Raw genomic sequence first — 15238 nt, 5'->3', positions numbered from 1 at the left:
AATCCTTACCTTGGGAGAGTCGCTCCGTAATCCGAAGCGCTCGTCGCGGTGTTCGTTTTCGCTCGTCAAAAAAGCTTTCGAACTCCAAAAGGAGGATTCAAGGCTTGAAATTAATGCGCAACACAACAACTGGATTCAGTCTAACAGGTCTATTGGCTGCCAAGTTCCTTCGCGTCCTGACGGGCCTCGGCGGCACCGGCGCCCAGGAGGCGCCGGAGGGAGGCAAGGCGTGCCGGGCCGGATTCGCCCGCGGCGCCGCTGGCCACCCAGGCGTCGAGCCCACAGTCCACCGCATTGGCGTCGTGCCGGCAGCCGCGGTCGCAGTCGGCGGTGCCCGGCTCAAGGTCGGGAAACGCCTGGAGGATCCGGTCGGCGTTGACGTGCGCGAGCCCGAAGGAACGGATGCCGGGGGTGTCGATGATCCAGGTGCCGGGGGCGGAATCGGCGGCCTTCAGGGCAATGGCGGAGGAGGAGGTGTGCCGGCCGCGCCCGGTGACGGCGTTCACCCCGCCGGTGGCGCGCGTCGAGCCGGTGAGGGCGTTGACCATTGTCGATTTCCCGACGCCGGAGTGGCCAAGGAGCACGCTGACCTGCCCGTCGAGTTCGTCGCGGAGTTTGTTTACGGCGGACTGGGAGAGCCGGGCCGAGGCGCCGTCGTCGGAGGTGGCGTCGATTCCCTCGACGTCGTCGGCCGTCCGGCTGATGATGACTCGCAGGTCGAGATGGTCGTAGTTGGCCAGGAGCGCAGCCGGATCGCGGAGGTCAGCCTTGGTGACGCAGAGCAGGGGGCGGATGCCGGCGTCGTACGCGGCAACCAGCGCCCTGTCGATGAAGCCGGTGCGCGGCTCCGGGTTTGCCGCTGCCACAACAATGACGAGCTGGTCGGCGTTGGCAACGACGACGCGCTCCACCGGGTCGGTGTCGTCGGCGCTGCGCCGCAGCACGGTGCGCCGCTCCTCAACGCGGATGAGGCGGGCGAGCGAGTCGGGGCCGCCGCTGACGTCCCCAACGAGGCCCACGAGGTCACCGGCTACGACGGCACTGTTGCGCAGCTCCCGGGCGCGTGCCGCGACGACGAGGCGCTCATCCCTGGTGTCTTCGTCCACGACCGCCGTGTAGCGCCCCCGGTCGACCGTGACGATGCGTCCGGTCACGGCGTCTTCATAGGCCGGACGGTTTTTCGTGCGCGGGCGCGAGCCCTTCTTGTTGGGGCGGATCCGGACGTCGGACTCATCCCAGGCGCGGCCTCCGCGCCGGTTGACGGCCTCAGACACCCGAGGGTTCCCCGCTGCCGGCGGTAGCCACCATCCGCGCCCAGAGCTCGGGGAACTCCGGCAGGGTCTTCGCGGTCGTGCCGATGTTCTCGACCAGGACGCCGTCGACGGCGAGCCCGAGGATTGCCCCCGCCGTCGCCATGCGGTGGTCGTCGTAGGTCGAGAAAACCCCGCCGTGCAGGGGCGCCGGGGTGATCCGCAGCCCGTCGGAGGTTTCGACTGCGTCTCCGCCCAGGGCGTTGATTTCGCGCACCAGCGCCGCGAGGCGGTCGGTTTCGTGCCCGCGAAGGTGGGCGATCCCGGTGAGGGTCGACGGCGAATCAGCAAGCGCGCAGAGGGCGGCGACGGTTGGCGCAAGTTCGCTCGTGTCGGCGAAGTGCCCCCCGGTGATCCCCGCCCCGCCGGTCACCGTCAGGACGCCGCCGGCGAGGCTGACCGACGCGCCCATGCGTTGCAGGATTGAACGCCACGCATCCCCGACCTGCGTTGTGTCGGCCGGCCAGTGGGGGATGCGAACGGTCCCGCCGGTCACCAGGGCCGCCGCGAGGAACGGGCCGGCGTTCGAGAGGTCGGGTTCGACAGTGATATCGAAGGCACCGACCCGACCGGGCCGCACCCGCCAGTGGTTGGCCACGGAGTCGTCGACCTCAACGCCGACGCTGCGCAGCACGCGCACGGTCATCGAGATGTGGTCGAGGCTTGGCACCGGACCGCCGACGTGTTCGAGGTGAAGCCCGGAGGTGAAGCTTGAACCGGCAAGCAGCAGGGACGATACGAATTGTGACGAGGCCCCTGCGTCGACCCTGAGATGTCCGCCCTGCACCTCGCCCGTCCCGCGCACGGTGAAGGGCAGCGAACCGGTGCCGCCGTCTTCGACGGCGACGCCGAGCTGGCGCAGCGCGTCGATCATCACCGCCATGGGGCGGCGGCGCGCGTGCGGGTCGCCGTCGAAGGCCGCGGTCCCTGACTGCAAAGCCGCAAGGGGAGGAACGAAACGCATCACGGTGCCGGCCAGGCCGCAGTCGATGCTGCGGTCCGCGGAGGCCCGCACCAGCGGCTCCACATGCAGGTCGGGCCCGAAGCCGCCGTCCCCCGGCACCTCGGTGATCCGGGCGCCGAGCGCCCGGAGGGCCTCGATCATCAGGGCCGAGTCCCGGGAGTGAAGCGGAGCCCTCAGCGTGGAGGGACCGTCGGCGAGCGCCGCGAGGACCAGATACCGGTTTGTCAGCGACTTCGATCCCGGAACATCAACGACGGCGTTCACGGGTGCGGCGGGCCGGGGAGCCGGCCAGGAGGAGTTTGCAGCGGCCGGGGCGGATTCCCCGAGGCGGATTCCGGTCATTGAGGCTAGGAACCCACAACTTCCGCCGCGGTCTTGCGTACCACCTTGTCGGCCTTCTTCAGCTGCTTCCGGGCGTCCTTGCTCAGGCCTGCCGCGTTCCGCCGTGCGTCGGCCGCGAAGTGTTCGGCGCGCCAGGCGAGGCCGGGGCGGCCGTTCGTGTCGACCGAAGCGAGCAGTGCGGCGCCGATAAGGGTCAGGTTCCGGAGCAGCTGGCTCCTGCGCTCCTTGCGCGCCGTCGGCGTTGTGGAATCCGCGGAACGGAAGTCGACAACCGTGTTCACTGTTGCCGATAGCGCGAGGAGGGTGGCCGCGGTGCGCGAGAACCGCCCAATGCTCAGCATCAGGCCCGCGCCGATCTGCGTTGCCCCGAGAACCTGGGCCACGAGCTTCGGGTTGCTGGTCAGCGGCGCGGCCGAAGGCACTGCCTTGCTTACCTTGCGGAGGAGGGGCTCGAGCTGCACAGCGGCTGCACCCGCGCTTCGAACCCGGTCCACACCCGAGAATGCGAAGCTGCTGGCGATCAGTGGGCGGGCGAAAACACGGACAAGGGTCACAATTGCCTCCTGGTTGCCGGCGCTGGAACGCCGGTGTTCGTGGATATTCGGAACTTACGAAGCACGCTGGGTCTAGTTTTGCACTTTTGGTCCTGCTGTGCGATCCGCATAAGAATCAGGGCGCCGAATTGGCAGGCTCCGGAATAAGATACCGGCGCGTCAGGTTGGAGTTGTTGTAGGAATACAGGAGAGGTTGACATTGAGCACATCAGCACCCGTCGTTGCGCCGCTTGCCGACGACTTCCAGTTGGAGGTCACGCCGGCCGTCCGTGCGCGCAAAGACACGCGCGGTGGCGGACGCGTAGACTTCTCTTCGATGAATACAACAGCCCCGACGGGCAGCAGCCAGACCGACGATGACCAGTTTGACGTCTCCGAGGAATCAGAAGCCGACCGCAAGGCGCGCTTCGAGCGCGACGCGCTGCAGTACGTCGATCAGCTCTATTCAGCAGCGATGCGCATGGCCCGCAATCCCAGCGATGCTGAGGACCTCGTCCAGGAGGCCTACACGAAGGCGTTCTCGGCGTTCCACCAGTACAAGCCGGGAACAAACCTCAAGGCGTGGCTCTACCGCATCCTCACCAACACGTACATCAATCTTTACCGGAAGCGTCAGCGCGAGCCGCTGCAGTCCCATTCCGACACGATCGAGGACTGGCAGCTGGCGAAGGCCGCGGAGCACACGTCGTCGGGACTTCGCTCGGCCGAGGCCGAGGCGCTGGACCACCTGCCCGATTCCGATGTCAAGAACGCGCTGCAGTCCATTCCCGAGGAATTCCGCCTCGCAGTGTACTTCTCCGATGTCGAAGGCTTTGCCTACAAGGAAATTTCAGAAATTATGAACACGCCCATCGGGACAGTCATGTCCCGACTGCACCGCGGACGCAAGATGCTGCGCGATCTCCTCTCGGAGTACGCGCTCGAACGGGGCCTAGGCACCCCCGCGGCCGTCTCCGGCGCAGGCGCGGGCACTAAGCAGGAGAGTGGAAAATGAGCGACTGCGAAAGCCTGGGCGATTGCCCCGACTCCCGGATTGAACGGCTCTACGAATACCTCGACGGCGCGCTGTCGCACCAGGACCTCGTGGAGATCAAGGAGCACCTCGACGGGTGCCCGGAATGCGCGAAGGAACACGACCTTGAGTGCGTCATCCGATCCGTCGTGAAGCGCTCATGCAAGGAGGTTGCGCCAACGTCCCTCAAGGACAGCATCCTCAACCGCATCAGCCAGCTGAAGACGGTGGATCACTGACGCGTCGCGGTGCCGCCGGGTGACGCCCATGGGCAGTGCCCGTCGAATGGCGGACTAATGAGCAAGAAAAATACCCCCGGGCGAATGCCCGGGGGTATTTTCATGCTCTACGGCGCACCTCAGGTGTTGGGACGCTTGCCGTGGTTTGCGCCTCCGCGCTTGCGGTCGCGGCGCTTGCGTGCTCGCTTGCTCATGAGTGCCTCCTTCGTTATGCCTTCAGAACTGCAGTCCAGTCTCCCACATCCGGCGGGCGCGGCCTAAACGGGCGGGCGGCAGCGGGCGGGGTCCTAGGATGGTCGCACAGCCGTAGCCAAAGGAGCCAGAATGCGTGCCGCCTATGCCCGCGAGATATCCCCGGAGAACCCGCTCGACGGGCTGGTCGTCGGAAACCTCGAACCTTCCGCCCCTCCCGAGGGTTTCCGCCGCGTCACGGTGCGGGCTTCCTCGCTGAACCGCCACGACCTGTGGTCGCTGCAGGGGGTCGGGCTACCCGCCGACCGGCTTCCCATGGTGCTGGGCTGCGACGCCGCGGGGATCGACGACGAAGGACGCGGCGTGATCGTGCACGGGGTCCTTTCCTCCCCGGACTGGCGCGGCGACGAGACGCTTGACCCACGGCGGTCCCTGCTCTCGGAGCGCTATCCGGGAACAATGGCCGATTACGTGTGGGTCCCGGAGCGCAACCTGGTGCCCAAGCCCGACGAGCTGACCTTCGAGGAGGCTGCGTGCCTTCCCACGGCGTGGCTCACCGCGTACCGCATGCTGTTCACCGTCTCTCCGGCCGCGCCGGGGTCGACGATCCTCATTCAGGGCGCCGGGGGTGGTGTTTCGACGGCACTGATCCTCCTTGCCGCAGCCGCGGGATTCCGGGTCTGGGTGACGAGCAGGAGCGCGGACAAGCGCGAACGCGCCCGCGGGCTCGGCGCCGCCGAAGCCTTTGACGCCGGGGAGCGCCTGCCCGAGCGGGTCGACGTCGTTTTCGATTCGGTGGGGGAGGCGACCTGGGCCCACTCGCTCAAGGCTCTGCGGCCCGGCGGCACGCTGGTGACCTGCGGTGCGACGAGCGGGCCGGCGCCGTCCGCTGACCTGAACCGGGTGTTCTTCCTGCAGCTGCGGGTCCTCGGATCAACGATGGGAACCCGCGATGAACTGGTGCGCCTCACCCGGTTCCTCGTGGCAACGGGGGTGCGCCCGCTGATCGACGCGGTGTACGACTTCGACGACGCACGGGAGGGATTTGCCCGGATGGCAGGCGGTGACGTGTTCGGCAAGATCGTCTTCCGCCACTAGCCCGGCCTGCGGGTTCCGGAAGCCGCCGCCGGAACGGATCGGGCGCTGTTCCGCCCCGGACCGACATCATCTTGACCGGGCAGCTCCGGAACCGACGCCGCCGGCGCCGCAGGGGGCGGCGCCGGCGGGAACAGGGGGACCCTTCGGTCAGCCCAGGGTCGCCTCGGCGGGGTTCCAGTCCTCGGGAAGGGCCGGGACCTGAGCCGCGGAGCTTTCGACGCCGACGAAGGCTCCGGTATCGATCGACTCGCTGATGGAGGCCATCGTGTCCAGCACATGGTAGGCCAGTTCGCCCTGCGCCCGATGCGGGATGCCGGAACGCAGCGCCCGTGCCATCTCAAGCACCCCGACGCCCCGGCCGGCCGTGGATCCGGTCACCGGAAGCGTCTTCCAGTCGTCGGAGCCCCGGGCCAGGATGCGCAGTTCGCCGTCGAAGAAGTTCGGGTCGGGGAGCGCCAGCGTCGCCTCGGAGCCGGTGATCTCGAAGAAGCCCATCCGGGTCAGGGGAGAGTCGAAGCTGAAGACACTGTGCGACGAGGTGCCGTTGCGGAACTGGGCGAGGGCGCTGACATGGGTGGGAACCGTGACGGGGAACTGCTCTCCTGCCCTGGTCCCCGACCCAACGGTGCGGACCTCGCGGGCCCGGGATCCCACCGCGGCGACCTTGGCCACAGGTCCGAAGGTCTGGATCAGGGCGGTGAGGTAGTACGGTCCCATATCGAACAGGGGTCCGGCGCCCTCTCCGAAGAGGAAGTCCGGGTTCGGGTGCCAGACGTCGGGCCCGGCGTACTGCATCACGGTCTGGCCCGTCAGCGGAACCCCGATGTCTCCGTTTTCGATCGCCCGCCGGGCCGACTGCAGCCCGGCGCCGAGGAATGTGTCGGGGGCACAGCCAAGCCGCACTCCCGCCGCTTCGGCGGTGCGCAGCAGGGCCAGCCCGCTCTCCCTGTCGAGGGAGAACGGCTTCTCGCTCCACACGTGCTTGCCGGCTCGGACCGCCGCCGTGGCCACCTCGACGTGGGCGGCCGGCGTCGTGAGGTTGACGATGATCTCGACGTCCGGGTGATTAAGGGCCGCATCCACTCCTCCCCACGCGTCGATGCGGTATTCGGCCGCCCGCGCCGATGCCGCCGCTTCCGAGAGGTCGGCAATGACGTGGACCGCGAGGTCCGGGAACGCCGTCAGGTTGTCTAGGTACTGGGTGCTGATGTTGCCGGCGCCGATGATTCCCACGCCGACCGGGCCGGTGCGGTTCATGCGCGCACCGTGTCCTGGCGGAGGAAGGCAAGGCTCTGGGTAATGCCGTCGAAGATGTCGCCGGCGTAGTCGTCGAACTCCACGACGCCCACCTCGAGGGACCCGGCCGCGGCGAGGACCTCGCGCACCGGAATGCTGCCCTGGCCGGCGGGGACCTGCGCCATGGTGTCGGTGGTGGCGGGTCCGTCCTTGATGTGAAGGAAGCGGACCCTGTCGCCGAGGCGGCGCAGCAGTTGGGCGGGGTCCTGCCCGCCGACCGCGGCCCAGTAGGCGTCGACTTCGAGGACGACCCCGGTGTTAAGGCGCGCCGCGAGGTATTCGAGGGCCGTGGTCCCTTCGATCATCGATTCCAGCTCCCAGGCGTGGTTGTGGTAACCCACCCGGATCCCGAGGTCCGCCCCCCTGGCCGCTGCAGCGTTGAGCTGCGCGGCGGTGTCCTCGATCGCCGCGGCGTCCTGCCAGCGCTCCGGCGGGACGAGGGGCTCGATGACCGTGCCGATGCCGAGGCCCGCGGCGGCGGCGAAGATCTCGTCCTGGTCGGCGCTCAGCAGGGGTGCATGCCCGGAGGGCGCGGTGAGGGAGTGCTCCTGCAGCGCCCGCCCTAGCTCCTCGGCCCGCGCGGCGAAGTTGTACGGTTCGACGTGGCCGAAGCCGGCCCGCGCCACTTTGGCGATGGTGCCCGGCAGGTCCGCCTCTAGGGCGGCCCGGACGGTGTAGAGCTGTACTGAATGAAGCATTGCTTGTCCTTTTCACGAAGGGATTGGATAAGTGCCGTCCGGCCGGTGCGCGGGCGGGTGGCCCGTGCGGTTACTTGATGCCGGTGCCGGCGACGCCCTGGATGAAGTAGCGCTGCAGGGCGACGAACAGCAGGATGATGGGCGTGATGATCAGCACCGCCCCGGCAAGCAGCAGCCCGTAGTCGGTGGCGTGCTGGCCCGTCGAGAACAGCGCCAGGGCCACCGGCAGGGTGTATTTCTCCTCGCTCTGGGCAGCGACGAGCGGCCAGAGGAAGTTGTTCCAGGAGCTGAGGAAGGTCAGGATCCCCAGGGTTGCAAGGGGCGGCCCGCACAGCGGCATCACGATCCGGGTGAAGGTGCGGAACTCCCCGGCGCCGTCGATGCGGGCCGCCTCGAGCAGCGACTGGGGAATCCCGAGCATGAACTGGCGCATGAGGAACACCCCCAGCGGTGAGACAAGGAACGGCAGGATCAGCCCGGGATAGGTGTTGACCAGGTCGAGCTTGCTGACCATCACGAACAGGGGGACGAAGGTCACGACGCCGGGCACCATCAGGGTCACCATCACCACTAGGAACAGCAGGCGCTTGCCCGGAAACTCCATCTTCGCCAGTGCGTAGCCGACCATCGAGCAGAAGAGCAGATTGCCCAGGACGGTCACCACGGCAACGATGAGGCTGTTCACGAAGAACTGCCCGATGCCGTGGTCGGTGAACCAGGTGGTGTAGTTGGTGAGGATCGGCTCCTTTGGCCACCAGGTGAGGGGACGGCGGAGCAGCTCCCCCTGGGTCTTGAAGGACCCAAGCAGCATCCAGATGAACGGGAGGAGGGTTGCGGCGGCGGCCGCGACGAGGGCGGCGTAGGTCAGGGCCCTGACGCCGCGACCGCGGGCCGGGCGGCGGGAGGGCGTCTTCTCCCGTGGCGCCGCCGCCTCGGGGGGTGCGTACTTCAGCTCTGTCATGGGGAACCTGTCAGTCCTTGGATCGCAGGGCGCGGAATTGGACCATGCTCAGGAGCACTATCGCCACGAAGAGCACGTAACTCGCCGCCGAGGCAAGCCCGTACTGCCCGAACCCGAATTGGTTGTAGGTGTAGTAGCTGACGGAGTAGGTCGAATCGAGGGGGCCTCCGCTGGTCATGACGAAGGGCTCTTCGAAGAACTGGAGGTAGCCGACGGAAAGCAGTACGGCGCCAAGCAGCAGGGTGGGCCGAAGCATCGGAACCGTGATCGAGAAGAACCGCTGGACGGCGTTGGCGCCGTCGACCTCCGCAGCCTCGAGCATCTCCCGCGGGATGGTCTGCAGGCCCGCGAGGAAGATGATCATCAGCGTGCCCATGTTGCGCCACACCGCCATGAGGATCATCGAGGGCATCGCCCAGGTGGTGCTGTTCAGCCAGTCGGGAGCGGTGCCCCCGAAGGTTTCGAGCATCGTGTTGAGCAGCCCGTCCGGCTGGAGGATGAACCGCCAGAGGACGGCAACTGCCACAATGCTTGTCACGACCGGGGTGAAGAACGCCGTGCGGAACAGTGTCCGCAGCCGCCCGATTCCGCTGTTGAGCGCCACGGCCAGGGCAAGGGCCACCGCCATGGTCAGCGGGATTCCCACGACCACGAAGTAGCCGGTGTTGATCATGGAGCGCCGGAACCGGGGGTCCTCGAACAGGCTCGTGTACTGCTCAAGGCCCACGAACTCCACGGTCAGCGGGTCCTGGACATCGCGGCTGGTGAAGTCGGTGAAGGACATCACGAACGAGGAAACAAGCGGCATCAGCATGAACGCGGTGAAGATCAGCACGAAAGGCAGGGCGAAGAGCCAGGCGACAACACCGTTCCTGCGCTCGCGGGCCCGCCGGCCGGAACCCCGGGGGGTGCCGGCCAGCGGGAGTGCAGCGACGGCCACTGTCAGTCGCCTGTTCCGAGCGAGTCGGCGGTGGACTGGAGGGTCTTCATGGCCTCCGCCGGGTCCTTTCCGGCCTTGACGATCTGCTCGAGCTCGGTATCGGCGGCTGCCGATACCTTGGTCCACGTCGCCACGGCGGGCGGGGAGTTCGTGTCCTTGAGCTGCTCACCGAATTCGGCGAGCTTCGGGTCGTCGGCGAGCTCGGGGGCGTCCCAGGCCTCCGCCACGGCGGGCAGGTCGCCCGTCGCCCGGTTCCACTTCACCTGGGTCTCCGGCAGGCTGAGCCACTGGACGAGCTTCCACGCCGCGTCGCGGTTCTCGGTGTCCTTGAACACCACAAGGTTCCCGCCGCCGGTGAACGATGTTGAGCTTTCCTTCGCCGGCACCGTGGCCACCGCGTACTTCTCGGCGAACCCCTCGCCGCCCACTGCCGCGAGCTGGCCGATCATCGACGGGCCCGCGAAGAGCATCGGGGTGCTGCCGTTCACGAAGGCGGCTTCAGCGGCGCCGGCCTCGGTGGCGGCGTTCTCATCGGCGATGCCTTCGGTGAAGAAGCTCTGGTAGTACTCAAGCGCCTCGACCATCTCCGGGGTGTCGAAGGTCCATTTGGTGTTTTCCTCGTTGAGCAGTTCAGCGCCGTTGGACCAGGGGAACAGCAGCATCGACTGGAATGCGTCGGCTCCGCCGGCGGGCAGGCCCACTCCGTAATCTGCGCCGGCCTTGTCCTGCATTGCCTTGGCCAGGGCCTTGAAGTCGTCCCAGTTGTCGGGGAACTCCTCGTAGCCGGCCTTTTCGGCGAGGTCGGTGCGGTAGTAGACCATCCGGGTGTCCACGTACCAGGGCACACCGAACTTCTCGCCGTCGATCTCCGTTGACTGGACGGAGCCCGGGAAGAAGGCTTCGGTGTCGATCTCCTTCGGAGCGGCGTCGAAGGCATAGGCGAAATCGCCCATCCAGGTTGTGCCCATGTGGGCGATGTCGGGTGCGCTGCCGCCCGCAATGGCCGTCTGGTATTTGTTGTGGGCCGCATCCCAGGGCAGGGCAGTGACCTCGACCTTGACGTCCGGGTTGGCGGCTTCGAACTCCTTGAGCAGTTCCGGAAGCGCTTCTGCCTCGGCCGCCTGTGCCCACATGGTGAGGGTTCCCGTGGCGGGGCCGTCGGTGATGGCGGCGGCCTCACCTGCCTCGGACTTGCCCTCGTCGCGGCCGCAGCCGGTCATCACCATCGCAGCGGCAAGCCCGAGGGCCGCCGCTTTTCGAACATTCACTCGGATCATCATTGTTCCTTTCATGAATTATTTCGTCCGCCCAACGTCCACCGGCGGCAGGAAAAGAACATGCCCCCATAGCTTGAACTCGCGAAGTGCCTGGGCCGTCTATGCGCTTAGAAATGCCCGCAGCCCTCAGTTAAGCGCATAGGCACTGGCTTGGCAAGAGGTTGGGCAGGAGGCAGGGTGGTGCCGGACGGGAGGGATGCCGTCTTTTCCGGGGCACCGGGGAGCAGGGCGGATCAGCTGCGGGCGGATGCCCTCTCCGGCGTCCGGGAAGGGTGGGCCTGGCTCATGCCGGGGGGCAGCCGCAGCTTTCACGCAGGACCACCTGGACGGGCAGCTGCCTGCTCTGCGGGGGAAGGGTGGGGTCCTCGAAACCGTCGATGAGGATGGCGGCGGCCGTGCGTCCTATCTGTTCCATCGGCTGGCGCACAGTGGTCAGCTGCGGGCGTTGAAGGCGGCCTGCAACAATGCCGTCGAACCCGGTGACTGCCACCTGGCCGGGCACGTCAATGCCTGCCCGGATCAGGGCATCGATGAGCGGCAGTGCGTATTCGTCGTGCGCGCAGACGATTCCGTCGGGCAGCGGCCCGTCCGCCACGAGGGCCGCGGCGAGGTCGTCCGCCGATGCCGGCGCGCCGTCGCCCTCGGTCACCGGCCGGGCCGGAACGGGCAGGCCCGCCTCCGCCAGGGCGGCCTGGAAGCCCCGGAACCGGGGCTGGAAATCGGACCACGGGTCCTTGGGGCCGGCGAACTGCAGGTTGCGGAGGCCGTGCGCGGAGATCAGGTGGGTGGTGAGGGCGTGCATCCCTGCGGCGTTGTCGACGGTCACATGGTGGAGGCTGTCGTTGTGGGAAGGCTCGGAGAGCTCGACCACCGGGATGCGCTGGGAGATCAGCGACAGCACCTCCTCGGGGACGGTCCGTGGAAAGACGGCAAGGCCGTCCACCTGCCCCGCGATGTCGGCGATCGCGGTCTCACCTGTTGTCCGGTTGCCGCCGCTGACCATCAGCGTGTAGCCGCGCCGCCAGCATTCCAGGGCGACTCCGCGCTGCACCTCGTCGACGTAGAGGGGGAAGAGGCGGTAATCGGCGTTCGGGTCGGTGCCGAGGTCCCCGCCGGAGCGTGTTTCTCCGCCACCGGCCCTCGACGGATCGTCCAGGAAGTAGAAGTCGAACGAATAGATGCCCAGGGCCCCGGTCCGGCCCCGGGCCAGTCCGCGTGCGCTGCCGCTGGGCAGGTAGTTCAGGGCCTGCGCCGCTGCCAGCACTGCCTCCCGCGTCGACTGCCGCACCCGGTGCGGCTGGCGGAACGTGAAGGACACGGTGGCGATCGAAACGCCGGCTCGCTCCGCTACGTCATAGACGGTAGGCCCCTTAACCACGTGTACTCCGCTCGCGAATTGTGCTGTGCGCTCAGCATACGTGGCGGCGCGCGGGGGCGCCTCCCGGCCCTGGGAGGCAGTCTTCTGGCGTCACTTCAGTCCCCGGTGGCGGTTTCCCGGCGGCGCGAGCTCGTGCCCGGCCGCCGGGGGCTGGGCTACCCGGCGGCGCCCGCTGCGAGGATCGCGTTCCGCTGCTCCCTGCGCGATGCCTGCTCGGTCGGGTCGGGCACCGGAGCGGCAGCAAGGAGGCGGCGGGTATAGGGATCGCGTGGATACTTCAGCACCTGCTCGGTTGTGCCTTGCTCCACCAGCCGCCCCTTGTTGAGCACAGCGATGTGGCTCGCCAGCAGTTCCACGACGGCGAGGTCATGGCTGACGAAAAGGCAGGCGAAGCCATGCTCCCGCTGCAGGTTCTGGAGCAGCTCAAGGACCTTGGCCTGCACCGAAACGTCAAGCGCCGAGGTCGGCTCGTCGGCCACCAGCAGGGAGGGTCGGAGGGAGAGTGCCCGCGCAATACCGACCCGCTGGCGCTGGCCGCCCGAAAGCTCATGTGGGTAGCGGTTCCTGAACGCGACGGGCAGCTGCACATCTTCAAGCAACGCTGTCACCCGCCGGTCGAGGTCCGCGCGGGAGAGCTTCTCGTGGAGGAACAGCGGTTCGCCGATGCTGTCCCCGATGGAGAGGCGCGGGTTGAGCGAGGCCGCCGGATCCTGGAACACGATGGCGAACTTCTTGCGCAGGGGCAGGATCTGGCGGGCTGTCAGCGTGGTGATGTCAGTTCCAGCAATCTTCACGCTGCCCCCGCTGGTCTTGATCAGTCCGGTGACCGCACGGGCGATCGTCGACTTTCCCGAGCCCGATTCACCCACCAGTCCCATGACCTCGCCCGGGAGAATGGTGAAGGTTACGTCGTGGACGGCTTTGAAGGGGGCCTGCCGGAAACGTCCCGGGTATTCAATGTCGACACCGTTGAGTTCGAGTGCCGGCACGGTTCCGGCCTGAACGTGCTGTTGCCGGTGTGCCAGGGCGCGTTCGGCGTAGCCCTCGTGGATCCGGATGCTGCCGTCAACAACCTCGACGTCGGAGAGGACCCCTCCGACCTGTGAGCCGAGGTAGGGGACGGCGTCGAGCAGTTGCCGCGTGTAGGCCTCCTTCGGCGCGATGAACAGCTGCTGGGACGGAGCGGCCTCGACGATTCGGCCACGCTCCATCACGACGATGTGGTCGGCGAGGTCCGCCACCACCCCCATGTCGTGGGTGATGAGCAGGATGGCGCTGTTGAGCCGTTTATTGAGCCGGCGCAGGAGCTCGAGGACCTCCGCCTGCACCGTGACGTCAAGCGCCGTCGTCGGTTCGTCAGCGATCAGGAGGATCGGATCATTGGCCAGGGCGATGGCGATCATGGCGCGCTGGCGCTGCCCGCCCGAGAACTGGTGCGGATACGAGTCGTATCGCCGTTCAGGCTCGGGAATCTCCACCATGCGCAGCAGCTCGATTGCCCGTTCCTTCGCCACGGCCGGTGAGGCTTCGGTGTGCTGCTCGACCGCCTCACGGATCTGCTCTCCGACCGTCAGCACGGGGTTCAGGGCCGTCATCGGCTCCTGGAAGATCATGGCGACGTCATTGCCCCGGATCCTGCGCAACGCCGACTGCGGAGCGCCGATGAGTTCCTTGCCGAGCAGCTTGGCGCTGCCCTTCGACCGGCCGTTGCGGGGAAGCAGCCCCAGCAGCGCCATGGAGGACATGCTCTTGCCCGAGCCGGACTCGCCGACGATGGCGAGGATCTCACCGGGATGGATGTCGTAGGAGACCTCCTCGGCGGCCATGACCCATTCATTGTCGACGTTGAAGTCGACGCCGAGTCCGCGGACCGAAAGGATGGGCCCGGTTGTAGGGAAGCCCGAATCATCCGAGAGAATTCCTGTGTGCTGGGCTGTCATTGCTTGATCCTTGTCTGCTTGGGATCGAAGGCGTCACGCAGGCCGTCTCCGATGAAGTTCACAGCGAGGGCGATGCCGACGATGAAGGCACCGGGCCACAGGAACAGCCATGGCCGCACCGTCAGCGCCGAGCGGTTGTCATTGATGGCCTTGCCGAGGGAAGTGTCGGGGGCAACGACGCCCAGTCCCAGGTAGCTCAGGGCGGTCTCGAGCAGGATTGCCCCGGAGATTGCGAGTGTCGCGAAGACGATGATCACCCCGACGGTGTTCGGCAGGATGTGCCGGAAGATGATGCGCGCGGAGCTCGCACCGACGGATTTCGCCGATTCGACGAACTCCTTTTCGCGCAGCGAGAGGAATTCACCGCGCACGATCCGTGCCAGCCCCGTCCACGAGACGAGGCCGAGGAAAACGCCGAACGGTATGATGCCGAACCGGGCGACGATGCCCGCCATGACCGCGGCGATAACGACGATGGGGATGGTGATGACGACGTCGGTGATACGCATCAGGACCGCCTCGGTCCAGCCGCGGAAGTAACCTGCGATGGCTCCGACGACCGTGCCGACAATCGTGGCAACCAGGCCCACGGTCAGGGCAATGATGAGGGAGGTCTGGATACCGCGCATCGTCAGCGCGAAGTAGTCCCGGCCCAGCACGTCCTGCCCGAAGGGGTGCTCACCGAGGCTGAACGGCCATAGCGTGAGCGTCGGCTTTCCCTCGTTGAAGCGGGCGCCAAGGAAGTCGTAGTCCTTGTTCCACCAGCCGGGGATGCCGGCCACACCGATGGAGCTGAAGGACAGCAGGACGATCAGGGTCAGCAGTGCGATGCCGGCCAGGGCGCCCTTGTGGCGGAAGAATCGCTCGCGAACCAGGCGCCCCTGGCTCTTCGCTTCGGTTGTACGGATCCGATCGGTCTGCTCCCGCGTTGGCCTTCCGCGGGCGATGTCGGTGTCCTGGCTTTGGAGCGTCATTTCGGAAAGTTCAACCTGCGACCGGGAATCCCCCGGCTCGATGTCATGTCTGCTCATGATTCG

General features: G+C 67.2%; 15 protein-coding genes. 3 read left to right on the top strand and 12 right to left on the bottom strand.

The window, feature by feature from the left end:
- Positions 1–149: 149 nt before the first annotated feature.
- The 3 genes from rsgA to AC4D2R_RS07665 are packed head-to-tail and all read right to left on the bottom strand — an operon-like array spanning position 150 to position 3170.
- Positions 150–1274, bottom strand: coding sequence for a ribosome small subunit-dependent GTPase A (gene rsgA / locus AC4D2R_RS07675; RefSeq protein ID WP_490899765.1), 1125 nt, complete (start codon positions 1272–1274; stop codon positions 150–152).
- The gene (aroA, locus tag AC4D2R_RS07670) at positions 1267–2616 is read right to left on the bottom strand and encodes a 3-phosphoshikimate 1-carboxyvinyltransferase (RefSeq protein ID WP_490938965.1); all 1350 of its coding nucleotides are present in this window, start codon (positions 2614–2616) and stop codon (positions 1267–1269) included. Before aroA ends, rsgA begins: the two co-directional genes overlap by 8 nt.
- Positions 2617–2621: 5 nt before the next feature.
- Complete coding sequence (locus tag AC4D2R_RS07665; protein ID WP_490899767.1) at positions 2622–3170, bottom strand: DoxX family protein; 549 nt, start codon at positions 3168–3170, stop codon at positions 2622–2624.
- 199 nt (positions 3171–3369) lie between these two features.
- Between AC4D2R_RS07665 and AC4D2R_RS07660 the strand changes: the two genes are divergently transcribed.
- Entirely contained in the window at positions 3370–4164 is a 795-nt protein-coding gene (locus AC4D2R_RS07660; RefSeq protein WP_490899768.1) for a sigma-70 family RNA polymerase sigma factor, read from the top strand.
- Positions 4161–4421, top strand: a complete 261-nt coding sequence (gene rsrA, locus AC4D2R_RS07655) for a mycothiol system anti-sigma-R factor (RefSeq protein ID WP_490899769.1) — start codon at positions 4161–4163, stop codon at positions 4419–4421. Before AC4D2R_RS07660 ends, rsrA begins: the two co-directional genes overlap by 4 nt.
- A gap of 119 nt (positions 4422–4540) precedes the next feature.
- Here rsrA and AC4D2R_RS07650 read toward each other — a convergent pair whose 3' ends face one another.
- On the bottom strand, positions 4541–4615 hold the full coding sequence (locus AC4D2R_RS07650; RefSeq protein ID WP_369299106.1) for a 50S ribosomal protein bL37: 75 nt from the start codon (positions 4613–4615) through the stop codon (positions 4541–4543).
- Positions 4616–4745: 130 nt separating this feature from the next.
- Between AC4D2R_RS07650 and AC4D2R_RS07645 the strand changes: the two genes are divergently transcribed.
- Positions 4746–5711, top strand: coding sequence for a zinc-binding dehydrogenase (locus AC4D2R_RS07645; RefSeq protein WP_490899770.1), 966 nt, complete (start codon positions 4746–4748; stop codon positions 5709–5711).
- A gap of 147 nt (positions 5712–5858) precedes the next feature.
- On the opposite strand, the gene AC4D2R_RS07640 is transcribed toward AC4D2R_RS07645, so the two are convergent.
- The 8 genes from AC4D2R_RS07640 to AC4D2R_RS07605 form a co-directional block, all read right to left on the bottom strand.
- Positions 5859–6968, bottom strand: coding sequence for a Gfo/Idh/MocA family protein (locus AC4D2R_RS07640; RefSeq protein WP_490938963.1), 1110 nt, complete (start codon positions 6966–6968; stop codon positions 5859–5861).
- Positions 6965–7705 carry a sugar phosphate isomerase/epimerase family protein gene (locus tag AC4D2R_RS07635; protein WP_490938961.1) on the bottom strand — a complete coding sequence of 247 codons (741 nt, stop codon included), beginning with the start codon at positions 7703–7705 and terminating at the stop codon, positions 6965–6967. The genes AC4D2R_RS07640 and AC4D2R_RS07635 overlap by 4 nt, the downstream gene beginning before the upstream one ends.
- Before the next feature lie 70 nt (positions 7706–7775).
- Complete coding sequence (locus AC4D2R_RS07630; protein ID WP_490899773.1) at positions 7776–8666, bottom strand: carbohydrate ABC transporter permease; 891 nt, start codon at positions 8664–8666, stop codon at positions 7776–7778.
- 10 nt (positions 8667–8676) lie between these two features.
- Positions 8677–9606 carry a carbohydrate ABC transporter permease gene (locus AC4D2R_RS07625; protein WP_490938959.1) on the bottom strand — a complete coding sequence of 310 codons (930 nt, stop codon included), beginning with the start codon at positions 9604–9606 and terminating at the stop codon, positions 8677–8679.
- Positions 9607–9608: 2 nt separating this feature from the next.
- Positions 9609–10886: a sugar ABC transporter substrate-binding protein gene (locus AC4D2R_RS07620; protein ID WP_490938957.1), complete on the bottom strand. Its 1278-nt coding sequence runs from the start codon at positions 10884–10886 to the stop codon at positions 9609–9611.
- Between the two features lie 280 nt (positions 10887–11166).
- Entirely contained in the window at positions 11167–12261 is a 1095-nt protein-coding gene (locus tag AC4D2R_RS07615; protein ID WP_490938955.1) for a LacI family DNA-binding transcriptional regulator, read from the bottom strand.
- A gap of 155 nt (positions 12262–12416) precedes the next feature.
- Entirely contained in the window at positions 12417–14201 is a 1785-nt protein-coding gene (locus AC4D2R_RS07610) for a dipeptide ABC transporter ATP-binding protein (RefSeq protein ID WP_490899777.1), read from the bottom strand.
- Positions 14198–15232, bottom strand: coding sequence for an ABC transporter permease (locus AC4D2R_RS07605; RefSeq protein ID WP_490899778.1), 1035 nt, complete (start codon positions 15230–15232; stop codon positions 14198–14200). The genes AC4D2R_RS07610 and AC4D2R_RS07605 overlap by 4 nt, the downstream gene beginning before the upstream one ends.
- Positions 15233–15238: the final 6 nt, after the last annotated feature.

The organism is Arthrobacter sp. TJ-217 (assembly GCF_058269255.1).
This window is presented reverse-complemented; position numbering and strand designations above follow the sequence as displayed.